This window comes from Nonomuraea maritima, assembly GCF_900100395.1.
In the GTDB taxonomy this organism is placed as follows: Bacteria; Actinomycetota; Actinomycetes; order Streptosporangiales; family Streptosporangiaceae; genus Nonomuraea; species Nonomuraea maritima.
This window is the reverse complement of record NZ_FNFB01000011.1, coordinates 80,803-98,848: the sequence shown is the minus strand read 5'-3', so window position 1 is coordinate 98,848 and position 18,046 is coordinate 80,803. Positions and strand designations below refer to the sequence as shown.

The 18,046-nt window shown below is 69.3% G+C and carries 20 protein-coding genes; 11 read left to right on the top strand and 9 right to left on the bottom strand.

All coding sequences use genetic code 11. The features are described 5' to 3' along the window. Positions 1 to 231 precede the first annotated feature (231 nt). Both BLR04_RS42400 and BLR04_RS19445 read right to left on the bottom strand, forming a co-directional pair. On the bottom strand, positions 232 to 354 hold the full coding sequence (locus BLR04_RS42400) for a hypothetical protein (protein WP_281191538.1): 123 nt from the start codon (positions 352 to 354) through the stop codon (positions 232 to 234). A gap of 170 nt (positions 355 to 524) precedes the next feature. After that, positions 525 to 719 (bottom strand): hypothetical protein, encoded by a 195-nt coding sequence (locus tag BLR04_RS19445; RefSeq protein ID WP_090766989.1) that lies wholly within the window; start codon positions 717 to 719, stop codon positions 525 to 527. A 193-nt stretch (positions 720 to 912) separates the two neighbouring features. Here BLR04_RS19445 and recD2 point away from each other — a divergent pair, with 193 nt between their 5' ends. From recD2 to BLR04_RS19420, 5 genes are all read left to right on the top strand, one after another. Next, positions 913 to 3,126: an SF1B family DNA helicase RecD2 gene (recD2, locus tag BLR04_RS19440; RefSeq protein WP_090766986.1), complete on the top strand. Its 2,214-nt coding sequence runs from the start codon at positions 913 to 915 to the stop codon at positions 3,124 to 3,126. Positions 3,127 to 3,288: 162 nt separating this feature from the next. Further along, on the top strand, positions 3,289 to 4,443 hold the full coding sequence (locus tag BLR04_RS19435) for a L,D-transpeptidase (RefSeq protein ID WP_245740346.1): 1,155 nt from the start codon (positions 3,289 to 3,291) through the stop codon (positions 4,441 to 4,443). 347 nt (positions 4,444 to 4,790) lie between these two features. Further along, on the top strand, positions 4,791 to 5,309 hold the full coding sequence (locus BLR04_RS19430) for a DinB family protein (protein ID WP_090766981.1): 519 nt from the start codon (positions 4,791 to 4,793) through the stop codon (positions 5,307 to 5,309). A gap of 285 nt (positions 5,310 to 5,594) precedes the next feature. Continuing rightward, positions 5,595 to 6,554: an alpha/beta fold hydrolase gene (locus BLR04_RS19425; RefSeq protein WP_245740345.1), complete on the top strand. Its 960-nt coding sequence runs from the start codon at positions 5,595 to 5,597 to the stop codon at positions 6,552 to 6,554. A gap of 22 nt (positions 6,555 to 6,576) precedes the next feature. Then, entirely contained in the window at positions 6,577 to 7,365 is a 789-nt protein-coding gene (locus tag BLR04_RS19420; RefSeq protein ID WP_090766975.1) for a MerR family transcriptional regulator, read from the top strand. Between the two features lie 152 nt (positions 7,366 to 7,517). Here the strand turns inward: BLR04_RS19420 and BLR04_RS19415 are convergent, their stop codons facing one another. The 4 genes from BLR04_RS19415 to BLR04_RS19400 form a co-directional block, all read right to left on the bottom strand. Beyond that, positions 7,518 to 8,453: an NADP-dependent oxidoreductase gene (locus tag BLR04_RS19415; protein WP_090766972.1), complete on the bottom strand. Its 936-nt coding sequence runs from the start codon at positions 8,451 to 8,453 to the stop codon at positions 7,518 to 7,520. A 96-nt stretch (positions 8,454 to 8,549) separates the two neighbouring features. Further along, positions 8,550 to 9,149 (bottom strand): TetR/AcrR family transcriptional regulator, encoded by a 600-nt coding sequence (locus BLR04_RS19410; protein WP_090766969.1) that lies wholly within the window; start codon positions 9,147 to 9,149, stop codon positions 8,550 to 8,552. Continuing rightward, complete coding sequence (locus BLR04_RS19405) at positions 9,149 to 10,159, bottom strand: aldo/keto reductase (protein ID WP_090766966.1); 1,011 nt, start codon at positions 10,157 to 10,159, stop codon at positions 9,149 to 9,151. Before BLR04_RS19405 ends, BLR04_RS19410 begins: the two co-directional genes overlap by 1 nt. 435 nt (positions 10,160 to 10,594) lie before the next feature. Then, complete coding sequence (locus BLR04_RS19400; RefSeq protein ID WP_090766963.1) at positions 10,595 to 11,488, bottom strand: LysR family transcriptional regulator; 894 nt, start codon at positions 11,486 to 11,488, stop codon at positions 10,595 to 10,597. Between the two features lie 119 nt (positions 11,489 to 11,607). Between BLR04_RS19400 and BLR04_RS19395 the strand changes: the two genes are divergently transcribed. Then, positions 11,608 to 12,735, top strand: a complete 1,128-nt coding sequence (locus tag BLR04_RS19395; RefSeq protein WP_090766960.1) for an FAD-dependent monooxygenase — start codon at positions 11,608 to 11,610, stop codon at positions 12,733 to 12,735. 223 nt (positions 12,736 to 12,958) lie between these two features. Next, a complete protein-coding gene (locus BLR04_RS19390) occupies positions 12,959 to 14,485 on the top strand; it encodes a serine hydrolase domain-containing protein (protein WP_245740343.1) in 1,527 nt (508 codons plus the stop codon). 191 nt (positions 14,486 to 14,676) lie between these two features. On the opposite strand, the gene BLR04_RS39790 is transcribed toward BLR04_RS19390, so the two are convergent. Beyond that, complete coding sequence (locus BLR04_RS39790; protein ID WP_143022107.1) at positions 14,677 to 14,856, bottom strand: hypothetical protein; 180 nt, start codon at positions 14,854 to 14,856, stop codon at positions 14,677 to 14,679. Between the two features lie 84 nt (positions 14,857 to 14,940). Further along, positions 14,941 to 15,915, bottom strand: a complete 975-nt coding sequence (locus BLR04_RS42395; RefSeq protein WP_281191535.1) for a radical SAM protein — start codon at positions 15,913 to 15,915, stop codon at positions 14,941 to 14,943. Positions 15,916 to 16,006: 91 nt separating this feature from the next. On the opposite strand from BLR04_RS42395, the gene BLR04_RS19380 reads away from it, so the two are divergent. Genes BLR04_RS19380 through BLR04_RS19365 form a run of 4 tightly spaced genes read left to right on the top strand, consistent with a single transcriptional unit; the run spans position 16,007 to position 17,616 of the window. Beyond that, positions 16,007 to 16,330, top strand: a complete 324-nt coding sequence (locus BLR04_RS19380; protein ID WP_090766956.1) for a DMT family transporter — start codon at positions 16,007 to 16,009, stop codon at positions 16,328 to 16,330. A gap of 52 nt (positions 16,331 to 16,382) precedes the next feature. Next, entirely contained in the window at positions 16,383 to 16,937 is a 555-nt protein-coding gene (locus tag BLR04_RS19375; RefSeq protein WP_090766953.1) for a GNAT family N-acetyltransferase, read from the top strand. Next, complete coding sequence (locus BLR04_RS19370; protein ID WP_090767313.1) at positions 16,934 to 17,230, top strand: DUF952 domain-containing protein; 297 nt, start codon at positions 16,934 to 16,936, stop codon at positions 17,228 to 17,230. Before BLR04_RS19375 ends, BLR04_RS19370 begins: the two co-directional genes overlap by 4 nt. A gap of 11 nt (positions 17,231 to 17,241) precedes the next feature. Further along, positions 17,242 to 17,616, top strand: coding sequence for a nuclear transport factor 2 family protein (locus BLR04_RS19365; RefSeq protein ID WP_090766950.1), 375 nt, complete (start codon positions 17,242 to 17,244; stop codon positions 17,614 to 17,616). A 4-nt stretch (positions 17,617 to 17,620) separates the two neighbouring features. Here the strand turns inward: BLR04_RS19365 and BLR04_RS42390 are convergent, their stop codons facing one another. Then, entirely contained in the window at positions 17,621 to 17,755 is a 135-nt protein-coding gene (locus BLR04_RS42390; RefSeq protein WP_281191534.1) for a hypothetical protein, read from the bottom strand. Positions 17,756 to 18,046: the final 291 nt, after the last annotated feature.

Below are 18,046 nucleotides of genomic sequence, written 5' to 3'. Positions count from 1 at the left end.
GCCACATCGAGCCGGACACGCCGAGCAGTAGCGCCAAAATCCGGTCCGATCCTCCCCGAAGGCCCTGCACGTACGGAGCTGACCGACGGGACAAACTCTCCGGAGTCAACGGTGGCCGCCACAGGGCAAGAAGCCGGGAACCCGCTCTCGCGCCGCCCGCCTGCAACCCGGACGCGACGGTGGGCACTCGGCAGGCGGCGGGAGCCGGCATCGCATCTGGCCGCTGTGGGGTCAGGTGCGGGCGATGCTGGTGAGCTTGTCCGGGTTGCGGACCAGCCGGATCGTGCTGATCCTGCCGTCGACCAGATTCAGGCAGGCCACCGAGTCCACCCCTTCCGGGGTGGTGACCACCACGCCGGGACCGCCGTCGACCTCGACCGCCCGCCATCACGACCAGCAACGCCCACGACCAGCAACGCCATCGACACCGACCCGGCCGGCTCCACCTCGCCCGCGCCGTCCGGCTGCGTGCGAACCAAGAGGTCCCGGACGAGCCGGGACCTCTTGTTCGCCGTACCACCTGATCAGTCGTTGTCATCCCGATCGTTGTCGTCGCGGTCGTTGTTGTCGTCGCGGTCGTTGTCGCCCGGGACCTGCGTGTTGGCCGGGGCGGGATTGTCGCGAGCACCGTCGTCGTCGCCGCACGCCCCCGTCAGCCCGATCATCGCCACCATGGCGGCCGTCGCCAGCGTCCGCCTGCGGCCGGTCGTCCCCAGCATGGCTCTCCCTCCGAAACGGTCAGCCGCGAACCTCCGCGGCGCCCTCCGCCTTTCCTGGTTCGCACCGCCCTAACCCGCACGCCGCACCGCGGGCCGCCACCTGCACGAACACCGGCCGACCCGATCACCTCTCCGTGCCGCGGCCCGCCTGGTCTACCCTTGCCACGAAAAGACCGGCGGAGAAGGGGTTGGCGTGAAGCCCGGCGCGGACGATGCACACGGTGTCTCCCTCGACGCCGTCCTCGAACGCATCACCTACGCCAACGAGGAGACCGGCTACACCATCGCCCGCGTCGCCACCGAACGCTCCGGCTCCGAGCTGCTGACCGTGGTCGGGCCGCTGCTCGGCGCCCAGGTCGGCGAGTCGCTGCGGCTGCGCGGCCGCTGGACCTCCCATCCCCGCTACGGCCGCCAGTTCGAGGTGTGGTCCTACACCACCGTGCTGCCGGCGACCGTGCAGGGCATCCGCCGCTACCTCGGCTCAGGGCTGATCAAGGGCATCGGCCCCAAGATGGCCGAGCGCATCGTCGACCACTTCGGCACCGACACCCTCGACGTCATCGAGCAGCACCCTGAACGCCTCGTCGAGGTGCCCGGACTCGGCCCCAAACGGACGAAGATGATCGCCGCCGCCTGGGAGGAACAGAAGGTCATCAAAGAGGTGATGATCTTCCTGCAGGGCGTCGGCGTCTCCACCTCCATCGCGGTGCGCATCTTCAAGCAGTACGGCGAGAACTCCGTCGCCGTCGTCCGCGACCAGCCCTACAAACTCGCCGACGACGTGTGGGGGATCGGCTTCAAGACCGCCGACACCATCGCCCAGGCCGTCGGCATCCCGCACGACAGCCCCGACCGCGTCAAGGCCGGCCTGCGCTACACCCTGTCGCAGGCCGCCGACGACGGCCACTGCTACCTGCCCGCGCCCAACCTCGTCGCCGACGCCGTCAAGATCCTCGACGTGCCCGCCGACCTCGTCACGACCTGCCTGGAGGAACTCGTCGCCGACGAGGGCGTCGTGCGCGAGCCCGTCCCGGCCGGCGACAACGTCGTGCCCGCCGTCTACCTGCCGCCCTTCCACCGCGCCGAGACGTCCCTGGCCTTCGGCCTGCTGTCACTGCTGCGTACGGGCCACGACCGGCTCAAGGCGTTCGCCGACGTCGACTGGGAGCGCGCCGAGAGCTGGCTGCACGACCAGACCGGCGCCGACCTCGCCGCCGAGCAGCGCCAGGCCGTCCGCCTGGCGCTGACGGAGAAGGTCGCCGTGCTGACCGGCGGCCCCGGTTGCGGCAAGAGCTTCACCGTGCGGTCCATCGTGCTGCTGGCCCGCGCCAAACGCGCCAAGGTCATCCTGGCCGCGCCCACCGGCCGCGCCGCCAAACGGCTGGCCGAGCTGACCGGGCACGAGGCCACCACCGTCCACCGCCTGCTGCAGCTGCGTCCCGGCGGCGAGGCCACCTTCGACCGCGACAACCCGCTCGACGCCGACCTCGTCGTCGTCGACGAGGCCTCCATGCTCGACCTGCTGCTGGCCAACAAACTCGTCAAAGCCATCGCGCCCGGCACCCATCTGCTGTTCGTCGGCGACGTCGACCAGCTGCCCTCCGTCGGCGCCGGCGAGGTGCTCAAAGATCTGCTGGCCGCCGACGGCGTCCCCCGTGTCCGCCTCACCCAGGTCTTCCGCCAGGCGGCCGAGTCGGGCGTCGTCGTCAACGCCCACCGCGTCAACACCGGCCGCCACCCCGCCCTGGAGGGCATGAAGGACTTCTTCCTGTTCCCCTGCGAGGAGCCCGAGGAGATCGCCGCCCTCACCGTGGACGTCGTGGCCCGCCGCATCCCGCGCCGCTTCCGGCTCGACGCCCGCCGCGACGTCCAGGTACTGGCCCCGATGCACCGCGGCGCCGCCGGCGCCGGCGCGCTCAACGCCGCCCTGCAGGAGGCGCTCACCCCCGCCCGCGAGGGCATGCCGGAACGCCGCTACGGCGGCCGCGTCTTCCGCGTCGGCGACAAGGTCACCCAGCTGCGCAACAACTACGACAAGGGCGCGGCCGGGGTGTTCAACGGCACGGTCGGCATCGTCACCGACATCCGTCCCGACGAGCACAAGCTCACCGTGCTGACCGACGAGGACGAGCACGTCGACTACGCCTTCGACGAGCTCGACGAGCTCGCGCACGCCTACGCCGTCTCCATCCACCGCTCCCAGGGCAGCGAGTACCCGGCGGTCGTCATCCCGCTGGCCACCAGCGCCTGGATGATGCTGCAACGCAACCTGCTCTACACCGCCATCACGCGCGCCAAGAAACTCGTCGTGATCGTCGGCTCGCGGCGGGCGCTCGCCCAGGCCGTACGCACCCGGGGGGCGGGCCGCCGGCACACCGGCCTGACGCACCGCCTCGACCTGCGCTGACCCGCATCCCACTCCCGCCGAAGTGACACAAATGTGACACAACTCGGTCAAATGCTTCGGCGTCTTACCAGGAGGAATATTAAGGTCTTTGTCGTGCCTTTAGGTACCGTGGAAAGGACAGCCTTGAACTTTGCACCCGCTCGCAAGAGATACGCCTCCGCGTTGGCCTTGCTCGCCGCGGCGACGCTGACGGTCTCCTGCTCGAGCGGCTCTGGCCAGCAGCAGCCCGGCAGCCCGGACGGCACCACCGTCGCCACCCCCGAGGCGCCCACCATCAAGGTCACCCCCGCCGAAGGCGCCACCAAAGTCAGCCCGGACAAGAAGGTCGTCGTCACCGCGGCCGGCGGCCCCCTCGAAGAGGTCACCGTCGAAGCCGGCGGACAGCACCTCAAGGGCTCCTACAACGCCGACCGCACCCGCTGGACCTCCAAGAGCGGGCTCAAGCCGTCCACCGACTACACCGTCGCGGCCAAGGCCGGCCCGACCAACGTCACCGCCTCCTTCACCACCGCCGCACCCGAGCGCGCCCTGCAGGTCGCCGACGTCACCCCCAACCGCAAGGGCGAGACCGTCGGCGTCGGCGCGCCCATCATCGTCACCTTCAACCAGCCCGTCACCAGCAAGGCCGCCGTCGAACGGGCACTCAAGGTCGACGCGGAAAAGCCCGTCAAGGGCGCCTGGCGCTGGATCAACGACAAGGTCGTCATCTACCGCACCGAGACCTACTGGCCCGCCCACCAGAAGGTCACCTTCAACGCCGACATCACCGGCGTCAAAGCCGGCAAGGGCCTGTGGGGCGTCAAGGACTACACCGCCACCCTCGACGTCGGCGCCAAGCAGATCAGCAAGGTCGACGTCAACAAGCACATGATGTACGTCTACAAGGACGGCAAGCGCGTACAGACCATGCGCATCAGCGCCGGCATGGGCACCACACGCGAATACACCACCACCTCCGGCGTCCACCTCACCATGGAACGCGGCAACCCCGTCCGCATGATCTCGCCCGGCCGCAAGAAGGGCGACCCCGGCTACTACGACGAGCTGATCAACCACGCCGTCCGCATCTCCAACTCCGGCGAATACGTCCACGCCAAGGACAACATCTCCTCCCAAGGCGTCCGCAACGTCAGCCACGGCTGCATCAACTCCCGCCCCGACCAGGCCAAATGGTTCTACGACCACGTCCAGCGCGGCGACGTCGTCGAAATCACCGGCACCAACCGCGCACTCGAATGGAACAACGGCTGGGGCTACTGGCAGATGTCCTTCTCCCAGTGGAAGAAGGGCAGCGCCCTCACCTCCGACAACGCGTGACCACCCGGCGACCCCGCCGACATCACCCCCCGCCATCACCACCGCCATGCTCGACAGCGCCGTCGCCTGACTCGCCCCCACGGCCGTAGCGGCCCGTGGGGGAGCACCCCCTTAACCGGCAGGTCACCACCCGGGCCGACAGCGGCGGCATGCGCATCGCCGACAGCGACGGCCGCCTCGTCGCCCACCACGAAAGCTGCCGCCGCACCCGCATCCCCCCTCCACCGTGGGGGAGTGGCCCGGCCTGCTCCCGCAACACCGCCTCACCCGAATCGCGGAACGAAACCTGCCGCAATCTTCCCTAACGTGAACCTCACCGACGGGAAGACACCGAAAGGCAGGACCCCATGACCACCACCACCCTCACCGGCGAACGCGCCGACCTCCTCGCCGCCCTCACCCAGAGCCGCCACTTCCTGCGCCACACCACCCGCGACCTCACCGACGAACAAGCCGCCCGACGCACCACCGTCAGCGAACTCTGCCTCGGCGGCCTCATCAAGCACGTCACCGCGACCGAACGCAGCTGGACCGACTTCATCCTCAACGGACCGGCCCAGGACTTCGACACCATGACCGAAGCCGACTTCGCCAAGTGGACCGACGCCTTCCGCATGCTGCCCGGCGAAACCCTCGCCGGCCTCCTCGACACCTACGCCGAAGTCGCCCGCCACACCGACGAGCTCCTCGCCACCCTGCCCGACCTCGACATCGCCCACCCGCTGCCGCAGGCCCCCTGGAACGAACCCGGAACCACCTGGACGGCCCGCCGCGTCCTGACGCACATCATCGCCGAGACCGCCCAGCACGCCGGCCACGCCGACATCATCCGCGAATCCCTCGACGGCGCCAAAAGCATGGGCTGACCACCCGCCCCGCGCGACACCGTCGCCAGGCGACCGCGACCACAACCGACGAGCGACACCCGATCAGCGGTGAGCCCGGCCCGCCGCTGATCACCCCGGGCACCCGACGATCACGACGCTTCACCACCACCGACACCCAACGCCGCGACGCCCAGCAGGCCCGCCAACCAGCGGGGCCTACGCTGCACAGACGCGTACACACACCTGACCTCCAGGCACATCGGCGGACCAGCCCGAGCACCTGCCCCTACCCGGCACCCCCGGAACGGACGAGGGCGATCGCGGATGTATGGGCGTCATGTTGCCGCGCCGCTTGACCCTGACGCAGGGTCAAGCTTTCAGCATGGTGGCATGACCACGGAAACCGCCAAGGCGATTGAGGTCGCCGAGCCGTACGACGAGCACAACGATGACGGAGAGCGGGCGGAGAGAGGCGACAGGACGATCCGGCGCTTCACGATCCACCACGACGGCGTCACGATCCCGGTGTCTCGCGGCGGTCAGGGACGACCGCTGGTCCTGTGCCCTGGCCTGAGCTCGACCCAGGCCCACCTACGTGAGCTGACCGAGCTGCTGAGACGCGATCACGACGTGGTGACCTTCGACCTGCGGGGGCATGGCCTCGCCTCGGCCGCCGACCGGTACTCCTTCGAGGACTTCCTCAACGATCTCGCCGCAGTGATGGCGGAGCTGGGCAACCTCGGCCTCCCCACAGCGCCCATGCTGGTGGGCTACTCGCTGGGCGCCGACCTGGCCGTGCACTATGCCTGCGAGCATCCCGACACCGTCGCCGGGCTCGTTCTCATCGACGGGGCGAACCCGGTGCCCGAACCGTTCATCACCGAGGCAGTCCTGCCGGCGTTCCGCGCCATGTGCGAGGACCTGGCGACTCAGCAGGAGGCCGAGCGGGGCACCGCGCGTCAGGTGCTGCTCAGCGCCCAGGAGATTCTCGACCTGAACCTCGAGATCGACGTGATCCGGTCCGAGATCCTCGACCGGTACAGGAACATCGACCGTCCCGTCAGTATGATCATGTCGACCTCGATGGCCGGCGACAGCAGCGAGGGGCCTGCGCCGCGGTTCAACCAGAACTGGCGTGCCGGCGTCGAGCGGCTTGTCCGCGAGCATCCGCACATTGCCGCCAGCTGGCTCGACGCCGATCATCAGCTGGTCTTCACCCATGCCCCGCAAATCGCCCAGATCCTCCTGGACGCACCAGGCCCAGCCGGTCGGGCGATCTCTTGAGTAATTCCTGGAGACTGGTCTGATGCTGACCATTGGCGAGCTGGCGTCGTACGCGGGGGTGACAGTGCGCGCAGTGCGGCACTACCACGCCAAGGGGCTGCTGCCGGAGCCCGACCGGGATCATTCCGGCTACCGCAGATACGACGCCGGTGCCGTGATCGAGCAGATCAAAATCCGAACCCTGGCCGAGGCCGGGGTTCCGCTGGCGCGGGTGCGGGAGCTGCTGCGGGCAGGGGAGGAGGAGTTCGCCGCGGCGGTCGCGGACATCGACAGGCGGCTGCAGGCGGAGATCCGGGAGAGACAGCGGCACCGCGAGCGAATCGCCCGGCTCGCCTCCGGGGACAGCCTGGTCCTGCCCCAGGAAGTGGTCGAGTATCTCGACCGGCTGCGGGCGCTCGGGGTCGACGAGCGGATCGTCCAGGCCGAGCGTGACGGCTGGATACCGCTGGCCGCGCACTCACCCGAGCGAGTCCCGGAGTGGATGTCACGCAAGCGGGAGCAGCTCGACGATCCCCGGCTGGTCGACTTCTACCTCACCTTGGGCCAGGCTCTTGACCGAGCCGACGACGACCCGCGGCTGGTCGAGCTGGCCGACAAGCTGGCCGCCTACATCACGCGTATGGCCGACGAGCGGGGCGAGGACTATGTCGACGACACCGATATCGAGCTGCCGCTCGTCAAGCTGATGGACACGCTGGCGTTCGACACTGTGCCGCCGGCGCGTCGGCTGATCGAACTGCTGAAGCAGCGAGGCTGGACGGGCTGGACCAAGCTCGAGCGCGTGGCCCCCACACCGGGTGCGACTCCCTAGCAGCGCCATACGCGCAGGAAAACGCCGCAGTGCGGCGATCCGAACAAGCAGCAGGTTCGTCTCGGTCGCCCTTCGCGGTTCGACGGCGGCGACGGCTTGTCCAGCGGTGACGACGCTCGCGGGAGTCATGTGCAACCCTGCGCAAGGATCGGTCAGCCGAACCGCAGGACGAACCGCCCGCGAACGCCGCGCCGTTCGAGCGAACGGTGCGCGTCGGCGGCTCGGGAGGCGGGCAGTTGGCCGGCCACGCGGACGGTGAGCCGTCCCGCACCGGCGAGTTCGGCGAGCCGGTCGAGCTCGGCCGCGGCCTCGGCGTAGTCGCGGACGAAGATCGGGGCGACGCGGACCCGGTCGGTCCCGTCTCCCTGGTAGCCGCGGACGGTGACGACGGTGCCGCCGTCCTTGACGGCAGGGAGCACGGCGGCCTCCAGCACGGCGGCGTCGACGAGCCCGTCGACGCCGCCCGGGTGGTGGCGGCGGACCACTGCGGCGAAGTCGTCCCCCCGCGGCACGACCTCGTCGGCTCCGCACTCGCGGACGAAAGCCTCGTCCTGCAGGGCGGCGTCGGCGACGACGACCAGCCCGGCCTGCTTGGCGAGCTGGACGACATACCCGCCGACGGTGCCGGCAGCGCCGGTGACGGCGACCCTCGCGCCGGCCGGGAGCGCCAGCGTGTCGAGTGCGAGCCGGGCGGTGAGCCCGTTCATCGGGATGGTGACGGCCTGGACGTCCGAGAGCCCGGCCGGGATCTTCGCGACAGAGCGTGCCGACACGACGAGGTCTGCCCGGTAGCCGCCGTGCGCACCTGAGGGCACCACGATGGCCATGACGGCGTCCCCGATCGCGAACGGGCGGTCGACGGCGGGACCGATCTCGGTGATCACGCCGGCCACCTCCATGCCCGGCACCCGCACCGCGTCCGTCTCACCCTGTCGCGGACGAGAACGGATCATCGCGTCGGTCGGGTTCACCGTGGCGCAGCTCACCCGGATCCTGACCTGACCGGGGCCGATCGGTTCAGCTGGTAGGTCGAACTCGCCGAGAGCGTCCGGTCCGCCTGGCTGTGTCACTCCGATTGCTTGAACCATGGTCGTTCGTACTCCTTATGCGTTGCCGCCTGGGTGGCGATGGGCAGGGCCGACCGCGCCGCCGACGAGGCGCGGCGTGTGATCGACCGGGTTCGGCTACGGCGATGTGGGGGCGTGAAGACCCTCGAGCAGCAGGCTGCACACCTCGTCGAGTTCGGCGCCGATGCCGGGGTTCTGCCATTCGGCCGCGTGGGCGAGGTGGTTGAACTTGGCGGTGGCGTTGAAGACCACGCGGGCGGTGGCCTCGGCGTCGTCGATGCGGAGGCTGCCGTCGGCGGCGCCGTCGGCGATGATGGCCGTCAGTTGGCCCAAGAGGTCGGCGACGTGGTCGGTGGCGACGCTGCTGTGCGCGGCCGCGAGCATTCCGTAGGCGGCGAACAGCTCCGGGTCCTCACGAATCTTGGCCTGCTTCACGGCCAGGACGGCGTGCAGCCAGCTGCGCAGTCGCTGCACCGGCGGGACCGCGCTGTCGGCGGCGATGACGGCGAGGGCGTCGCGGTTGCGGTCGAGCCAGCGCCGGGTCACGGACTCGCGCAGCGCCTGCTTGGAGGGGAAGTGCTTGTAGACGGCGGCGTGGCTGACCCCGAGTGCCCGGGCGACGTCGACGACCGTTGCCTTGTCCGGTCCGTGGCGGCGCAGGATCTCCTCGGTGGCCGCCAGGATGGCGCTCGCATCCAGCGGGGTTCGGGCAGGCATCAGTGCCTGCCGCCCGTTCGCTCGCTGTCCAGCAGCGCGAGCAGGGCGGGGGCGTAGCGTTCTCCCGCGACCGCCCCTGGAGGGACGGCCTGCTCGATCGTGTCCAGGTCGTCCTCGGTCAGCCGCAGGCCGGCGGCGTCCACCGCCTCGGTGATGCTGTGCGGTCGGCTGGCCCCGACCAGCGCGACGATGTCCCGGTGCGCGCGACCCTGCGCGAGCACCCACGCGACCGCGAGCTGCGCGACCGTGGCGCCGCGGGCGGTGGCGATCTCCCGCAGCCGCTCGACCAACGCGAGGTTGGTCTCGATGTTGCCGGCTTCGAAGCGGGGCAGGTGCCCGCGATGCCGTGCGTCGCCGGCCGACGGTCGCCACGTCCCGGTCAGCATTCCTTGGGCGAGCACCCCGTAGGCGGTGACGCCGATGCCCAGCTCGCGGCAGGTGGGCAGGATCTCGTCCTCGACACCGCGGCTGAACAGTGAGTACTCGATCTGGACGTCGGTGATCGGGTGCACGGCGTGGGCGCGGCGGATCGTCTCGGCGCCGACCTCGGACAGCCCGATGCCGCGCACGTAGCCCTTCTGCACCATCTCGGCGACGGCACCGACGGTCTCCTCGATCGGGACGGCGGGGTCGAGCCTGGCCGGGCGATAGATGTCCACGTAGTCGGTGCCCAGCCGCTGCAGCGAGTAGCCCAGGAAGTTCGGGATCGCCTCAGGCCGGCCGTTGATGCCGCGCACGCTGCCGTCCACACCGAACAACGCGCCGAACTTGACGCTCACCACGGCGCGGTCGCGATCGCCGGGTCGCAGCGCCTGCCCGATGAGCGTCTCGTTGTGCCCCATCCCGTAGTGGTCGGCCGTGTCGATGAACGTGATCCCGGCGTCGAGCGCGTTGCGAAGCGTCGTGATGCTCTGCTCGTCGGAGCTGCGTCCGTACGCGCCGGACATGCCGGCACAACCGAGCCCGACCGCCCCCACACAGACGTCGGCGCCGAGTGTTCTCTGCTCCATACAAGGAACGCTAAGCGAGCGGGTAACAGATGTCAAAACTTGTAACTTGAACCGTCGCCGTTACGGGTCCAGAGGGGCCTGCACTCGGGCCCGTGTCACCAACCGCAAAAGTAACGCTGGGTGACTGCCGCTGTGCGGCTTGACCACAGCATCCTTCATGAGCCCAGGCCGCAAAGTAGCAGTTTGTTATGTCTCCGGCACATTGCGTCGCCATCACAAATGTGGCATACCGGTTGGTAGCCGAGCGGTTACAGAAGAAGCCAGTTACGCAAACGGTGGGAGATACCCGTGCTCACGTTCGCTCACACGACGCCGCCTCGCCGGTCCCCCCTGCCGTCGATTGGCTGAAATGGGCTGCGGCTCTTCCCAGGGGCGCTGAACCTGATGACGTCCGGTCTGGCGAGGCGTTTCCGGGTCCACCCTGTCGTTCGGCGATCAGCTCTGTGGCGTGAGGGGGCCAAGGTCGCGGACGACCTCGGCCAGGGCGCGGATGGGCTCGTTGTCCGTTTCGCTGCGCCATACCAGCGCGTACGGCAGCGGTCCCATGTCGGTGACGGGCAGGTAGGTGATGTCGGGCCGTGCCCAGTAGCGGGTCATGTGGGAGGGGAAGAGCACGACGATCTCGGCCATGCTGGCGAGGGTGATGGCTTCTTCGGTGTTCTGCACCACGGGGCCGCGCTCGATCGTGCGGCCGCGGCGGGTCTCGCGGGGAATGTAGGCGTCGTACCAGTAGCCGGGCCGGGTGTCGGACTGCGGGTGCTGGAAGTCGGCGGCGATCTCCAGCGAGACCGACGTGCGCTGGGTGAGCTCGTGGCCGGTGGAGACGGCCAGCACCCGGGGTTCGGCGAGCAGGACCGGTCCGACGGTGAGGTCGGGCTCGTCGATGGGCAGCCAGGCGACCAGGACGTCGATGTCACCGCGGCGCAGCGTGGCTAAGGCGTCGCTGAACTGGGCCTTCTGGACGCGCAGCTTCCACTGCGGATGCCGCAGGCGGAAGACGTCCCAGTAGGCACGCAGGTCGTAGGCGTTGGCGGGCAGCATGCCGACGCGCAGGATGCCGGTGATGCCCTGGCCGGCGAGCTGGGCGCGCTCCATGCTGTGCTTCAGCCCGGCATAGAGAGGCCGCAGGTCGTCGCGGAGCTGCCGCCCGACCGGTGTCAGCCGTACCGTGCGGTTGGTGCGCTCGAACAGTGGCGCGCCGATCTGCCGTTCCTGCTTCTGGATCGCCTGGGTGACGCGGGCGGGTGACAGGCACAGCCGGGCGGCGGTACGGCCGAAGTGCAGCTCCTCTGTGAGCGTCAGGAAGATCTCGATGTCGCGCAGTTCCACGCCTGACCTGCTCCGTTTACTCCCGCTGAAGGTGATCTTTCAGCATTCATCATTGTTCTGGGTGCTCACCGTACTTGATCCTCGAATCGAACGATTCGTTGGTTCGATGGAGCAGGGTGATGGACGTCCTCATTTCCGGCGCCGGCCTCGCCGGGACCGCACTGGCGTACTGGCTGCGCCACCACGGTTTCACCCCCACCGTGGTCGAGCGGGCCCCGCGGGTGCGTGCGGGCGGGGGCGTGGCGGGTTTGCGCGGCGAGGCTCTGGACGTGCTGGACCGCATGGCCCTGCTGGAGCGGATTCAGCAGTTGAACACGCGGCCGGGCGGTGCGGCGCGTGCGGACCGTGACGGGAGCCCGCACCACCTGCAGATCCTCAGAGGTGAGCTGATCGGCCTGCTGTACGAGGCCACCCGCCAGGAGGTGGAGCACATCCTCGGCGACTCGATCGCCACGGTGGAGCAGGACGCCGACGGCGTGCGGGTCACCTTCGAACGTGGCCGGCCGCGCCGCTTCGCCCTGGTGGCCGGCGCCGACGGGCTGCACTCGGGTATCCGCTCGCTGGTCTTCGGGCCACGCGAGTGGTTCGTCCCGCATCTGGGCATCTACACGGCGACCTTCAGCCTGCCCCTCGACCTCGGCCTGCCCGCCGGCCGGCTCCCCAGCATGCCGGGCAAGGCGGCCGACATCCTCAGCATGCGCAACAACGCCGAGGCGCACGCGGTGCTGCACTTCACCTCCGGACCGCTGGCCTACGACCGTGACGACGTCGCGCAGCACAAGCGCATCGTGGCCGGACAGTTCGCCGGCGAAGGCGGGCCCATCCCGCGCCTGCTGGAGGAGATGAGCAGGGCGGAGGACTTCTTCTTCGACGCCAACGCCCAGGTGGAGATGTGCCACTGGTCCTCGGGCCGGGTGGTGCTGCTCGGGGACGCCGGCTACTGCGCGGCGCAGACCTCGGGACTGGGCGCTTCCCAGGCGCTGATCGGCGCCTACATCCTGGCCGGCGAACTGGCCGTCGCCGGCGGCGAGCACGCGGCGGCGTTCGCCGCCTACGAGCGGGAGATGCGCGGCTTCGTCGCCGAACACCAGCAGATAGGACGCGAAGACGCCGACCGGTTCTTCATGGGCATGCCCACCCAGGAGGCGCCGGACATGATCGCAGCCGGCACACGGGAGATGCCCCGCACGCACCTCGTCAGGCTGAAGGACTACGCACCCAGCTTCGCCGCACGGTGGCCGCCGTGACCGGCGGCAACCGAAGCCCCGGTCCCCACCGGCGTGCACGCGCTCACCCACGGCGCGGACAGCCATCGTGCTTACCGCCGGCCAGACGCTGCCATGTCAGCGGCGACGCCAGGACGGCAACCGGGCGGTCTCCCTTCGGATCCAGACCCCGCTAGCCATCAGCACACCCTTCCATCATGTGTCCGTTCATGTGAAAATTCACCTTTATAAGGAATACGTCACCATGTCCCTCACCCTTACCGAGCAGGACCGGCTCACCCTGCAGACCGCCGCGTGGGGCGCCGTGTCGCTGATGTCCGCGGCTGGTGCCGCCGGCTCGGCGCACCGGGCCGCCACCGAAGGATCTGTCGCCCTGACATCGGCGACCGGCCACATCGGTCATGTGCTCGCCAAGGCGCCCAAGGGCGTGAAGTACGGCAAGACCGTGGCCGACCTCGCCGACCAGGTGCTGCCGGCCCTGACAGCGGCCATGACCCTGCTCAAGCAGCAGGATCCGGCCGAGGCCGGCGATTTCCGCCGCACCGTCCTGATCGCCGTCGAGGCAACCACCAGGGGCGAAGCCGGCCCCGCCATGACGGAGATGGCTCGCAAGATCACCGAAGCCCTCGACGCCGCCTCAGCCACCTCCGGCAGCAGGAGCGTGCCGACGGACACTGCCGCCCAGGATCGCCCGGAACTGCAGAAGGTCATCCAGGAGATCGTCGAGTCCGGTTTCACCGGAGTGTCGCTGCGAGTGCACGACAAGCGGGGTGAGTGGGCCAGCAGCGCCGGAGTGGCCGAGCTGGGCCAGAACACCGAGCCTCCGGTTGACGGGCATGTGCGGATCGGCAGCAACACCAAGACCTTCACCGCCACCGTGGTGCTGCAACTCGTCGCCGAGGGCCGGATCGCCCTGGACTCCTCCGTGGACGACTACCTGCCCGAGTTCGGGCTGGACCGGCGCATCACCGTGCGGATGCTGCTGCAGCACACCAGCGGAATCTTCAACTTCACCGGCGACTTCGACCCCGACGGCACGTTCGCGCCGGGAATCCCCGCCACCCCCGCGGGCAAGGACTGGGTGGACAACCGCTTCCACACCTACCGGCCCGAAGAGCTGGTCCGGCTGGCGCTGTCCAAGCCGGCCCGGTTCGAGCCCGGCACCGACTGGAGCTACGCCAACACCAACTACGTGCTGGCCCGCCTGCTGATCGAGAAGGTCACCGGCCGCCCGGTCGCCGAGGAGATGCACCGGCTGATCCTGGGGCCGCTCGGTCTGACCGGCACCGTCCAGCCGGCCGACGAGACGGACATCCCCGAGCCGCACGCGCACGCCTACTACCGCTACGACGAGGACGGTCAGACCCAGACAGTCGATGTCACTCGGCACAACCCGTCCTGGATCTCCAGCGGCGGAGACATGATCTCCACCACCCGTGACCTGCACACGTTCATCTCCGCCCTGCTGGGCGGCAAGCTGCTACCGGCCGAGCTGCTGGCCGAGATGTGCACCCCGGAGGCCAAGGCCGGCTACGGCCTGGGCGTGTTCGTGCAGGAGGCGCCCGGCGGCGGCACCGTCATCACCCACAACGGCGGCATGGCCGGTCACGCCGCGCTCCTGTACAGCACCCCTGACGGCAGCAAGACCCTGACCGCCGCGCTCAACTACGTCGACGACCCCGCCATGTCCCTGGGAGCGGCCTTCCAGCAGGCGACCCAGCGCCTCGTCGCGGAAGTCTTCGGCAACGAGCAGACCGGACCGGCTCAGTAGCCAGACCTGAGCACCAAACACGCCAGGGACATGCCGGCAGGCGAGCCGACGAGCACACGGCCGCCTACCGGCACCCGGCCTGCCCACCCCCGCAGTGCCCGGCGAACGGTTCGCCCTGAGCACGATATTGAAGACGAGGAACCATGAGAACCCAACCGCCACCCACGATCAAGCCCTGCGGCGCGTAGCCATCACAGCGCTGGCCGCCGCACTGCCGGCCGGGACGGCCACCCCCGGGCCAGCAGCGCGGCCAGCAGCGCGGACAGCAGCGCGACCGAGCCGAAGGCCGCTGCCAGGGAGGAGCGCCCGGAGCTGCTGAAGGCCATGCAGGCGTTCGTCGATGCCGGTTTCACCAGGGGGTGCAGCTGCACGTGCACGATGAGCGCGGCGAGTCCAAGTCGGGGAAGTAGCGCAGCCGCTGGTAACCAACGGGGGAGAGGCCGCACACCCGCGCCTCACACCAACGACAACTGCGCCACCCGAGGCCGCACCCGCGCCGGCTCCGGCGCCCCGCACGCCATCCCGTACACCCGGCACAACTGCTCGATCTGCTCCACGATCCGCCGCTCATAATCCCGCGACGGCAACCCCACCCCGTCGTACAACTCCTCATAACGCGGCACCAACTGCGGATGCGCCCGCGCCAGCCACTCCACGTACCACGCCCGCGTCGCCCGCGGCAGCCGCAACACCACCGGCTCCACCGCCCGCGCCCCCACCGCCGCGATCCGCCGCACCGTCGCCGCCAACTGATCAGCCGCATCACTCAGCAACGGCAACACCGGCGCCATCAGCACCCGGCACTCCACCCCGGCCTCCACCAGCGCCGACACCAACTCCAACCGCGCCTGCGCCGACGGCGCCCCCGGCTCGACCACCCGCCGGATCCGCTCGTCCACGAACGCGATCGACACCGCAACCCGCGCCCCCGCCCGAACCAGCAACGCCGCATCCCGCGCCACCAACGCACTGCGCGTGTACACCGTGAACGGCACCCCCGCGCCCGCCAACGCCCCCATCACCCCAGGCATCAACCGGTACGTCGACTCCGCCGCCTGATAACAGTCACCACCGACCCCGACCGCCAGCTCGCCGCCCTCCCAACGAGCCAGCTCCACCCGCAACCGCTCCACCACGTTCGGCCGCACCACGACCCGCGTGTCGAAGTCACGCCCCGCATCAAGCCCCAACCGCAGATGCCCCGCCCGAGCACCACACCCACGACACGCATGAACACACCCGCGATACGGCGAAACCCCCCACCGCTGCGCGATCCCCACCTCCACCGGCACCCGCTCGATCACCGTACGAGCCTGCATCTCGTAGAAACCGCCACGCAGCACCGCACGCCGCTCGATCAGCGGCCGCTCGTCGACCCCCTCGACCAGCTCCAGCGCGTCCCAACCCACACCCCACAGTGGAACACGCATTCGACTTCCATTTCAAGCGGAACCCCCACACCCGGCACGCCCGCACCCCCTCTAAAGTCAGGCCATCCGTACCACTACCGGAAGAACCCCGATGCCCTGGCTCCTGCTCGCCCTCGCCATCGCCAGCGAAGTGCTCGCCACCTCAGCACTCAAACTCAGCAACGGCTTCACCCACCTCGGCTGGAGCGCCGTCGTCGCCGCCGGCTACATCACCTCCTTCATCCTCCTGGCCCGCGTACTCAAACTCCACCTCGACGTCGGCACCGCCTACGCCATCTGGGCAGGAGCAGGCACCGCCGCCATCGCCCTCATCGGAGCCCTCTTCCTCGGCGAAACCCTCACCCCACTCAAGATCGGCGGCATCCTCCTCATCATCATCGGCGTCGTCATCCTCAACCTCGCCGGCGCCCACTGACCCGCGCCCAAAACCGTTGCCGCCCCACCAAACCCCTCCCTACACTGCCCCCGTGCTCAAACCCGACTACCCCATCACCACACCCCGCCTGGCCCTGCGCCCCTTCACCCACGCCGACCTCGACGCCCTCCACGCCTACTACTCCGACCCCGACGTCGTCCGCTACCTCTACTGGGAAGCATGCGACCGCGACGCCACCCGAACCATCCTCGACAACAAGATCAACCGCACCGCCATCCACGACGAAGGCGACGCCATCGACCTCGCCATCACCCTGCGCGACACCGGCGAACTGATCGGCAACTGCCTGCTCATCTGGACCAGCAAACAACACCGCCAAGGCGAGATCGGCTACGTCCTCAACCCCGCCCACCACGGACACGGCTACGCCACCGAAGCCGCCCGCCCCCTCCTCGAACTCGGCTTCAACGGCCTCGGCCTGCACCGCATCGCCGGCCGCCTCGACGCCCGCAACACCGCCTCCGCCCGCGTCCTGGAAAAACTCCACATGCGCCGCGAAGCCACCCTCATCGACAACGAGTACGTCAAAGGCGAATGGACCAGCGAAACCATCTACGCCATCCTCGCCACCGAATGGACCCCATGACCATCCACCACCTCGCCCTGCGAACCGACTGGGAAGCCGCCCAGCACGCGGGGGAGTACCGCATCTCCACCCTCGGCCGCACCCTCGACGAAGAAGGCTTCATCCACTGCAGCGCCGACCACACCCAGCTACGCGCCGTCCACAACGCCTTCTACGCCCACCTCACCGAACCACTGCTCGTCCTCGACATCGACCCCACCCACCTCGACATCCGCATCGAGAACGGCTACCCCCACCTGTACGGACCCCTGCCCACCAGCGCGGTCACCGCCGTACACCCCTACACACCCTGAACAGGGCCGCCATGGACACCCGCCACGCCGCCCAACGCTTCGCCGACACCTGGCAACACGGCTGGACCCACCACGACACCCACGCCATCATCGCCCTCTACCACGACGACGCCACCCACACCAGCATGCCCTTCCGCCCACCACACCAGGGCAAACAGGCCATCGCCGACTACATCCGCTGGTCATTCACCGACGAAACCGACCCCCACGTCACCTTCGCCAACCCCATCGTCGACGGCGACCACGCAGCCATCGAATTCCGCGTCCACGCCCACGACAACGGCAAACCCATCACCATCGCCGGCTGCGTCTTCGCCCGCTTCGACCCCGACGGCTTGGCCACCCACACCCGCGACTACTGGCACACCACCGACGGCCACCACTGACCCCTCAGCGCGCGACCACCACGCCCAGCGCCTCCACCGGACGCGTACGCGCCATCTCCTGCGTACGCACCTGAGACTCATCCACCACCGGCTGCTCCACCACCTCGGCGCAACCACCCGCACAGTAACCGTTCGACACGATCAACCGACCCCGAACAGCCGTGTACGATCCCTTACCGGACGCGGGCAAAACCCCCCGACACACCGGGCACAGCACCGACTCGTTCCCCACGGAAGCTCCTCTCGCGGTGCAATAGCAGAAGCACCCACCCTAAAACGTCACACCCCAACAGGCCCACCAAATCAACCGAAGGTCAACCCGACCGTCAACCCGCGGGGGAGAGGGCCGGCAGTTGTCCGCGCGCCTCCCCGGGGCCGCCCACGGCCAGCCCAACCTCGCGACTCTGACGAAGAGCGGCCTAATCGGCGC

Coding starts and splice junctions, on each gene's coding strand:
- BLR04_RS19370 (WP_090767313.1), top strand. CDS start 16,934: ATGACCATCCACCACCTCGCCCTGCGAACCGACTGGGAAGCCGCCCAG.
- BLR04_RS19395 (WP_090766960.1), top strand. CDS start 11,608: ATGGACGTCCTCATTTCCGGCGCCGGCCTCGCCGGGACCGCACTGGCG.
- BLR04_RS42395 (WP_281191535.1), bottom strand. CDS start 15,915: ATGCGTGTTCCACTGTGGGGTGTGGGTTGGGACGCGCTGGAGCTGGTC.
- BLR04_RS19420 (WP_090766975.1), top strand. CDS start 6,577: ATGCTGACCATTGGCGAGCTGGCGTCGTACGCGGGGGTGACAGTGCGC.
- BLR04_RS19425 (WP_245740345.1), top strand. CDS start 5,595: ATGTATGGGCGTCATGTTGCCGCGCCGCTTGACCCTGACGCAGGGTCA.
- BLR04_RS19380 (WP_090766956.1), top strand. CDS start 16,007: ATGCCCTGGCTCCTGCTCGCCCTCGCCATCGCCAGCGAAGTGCTCGCC.
- BLR04_RS19405 (WP_090766966.1), bottom strand. CDS start 10,159: ATGGAGCAGAGAACACTCGGCGCCGACGTCTGTGTGGGGGCGGTCGGG.
- BLR04_RS19430 (WP_090766981.1), top strand. CDS start 4,791: ATGACCACCACCACCCTCACCGGCGAACGCGCCGACCTCCTCGCCGCC.
- BLR04_RS19415 (WP_090766972.1), bottom strand. CDS start 8,453: ATGGTTCAAGCAATCGGAGTGACACAGCCAGGCGGACCGGACGCTCTC.
- BLR04_RS19390 (WP_245740343.1), top strand. CDS start 12,959: ATGTCCCTCACCCTTACCGAGCAGGACCGGCTCACCCTGCAGACCGCC.
- BLR04_RS19410 (WP_090766969.1), bottom strand. CDS start 9,149: ATGCCTGCCCGAACCCCGCTGGATGCGAGCGCCATCCTGGCGGCCACC.
- BLR04_RS19445 (WP_090766989.1), bottom strand. CDS start 719: ATGCTGGGGACGACCGGCCGCAGGCGGACGCTGGCGACGGCCGCCATG.
- BLR04_RS19365 (WP_090766950.1), top strand. CDS start 17,242: ATGGACACCCGCCACGCCGCCCAACGCTTCGCCGACACCTGGCAACAC.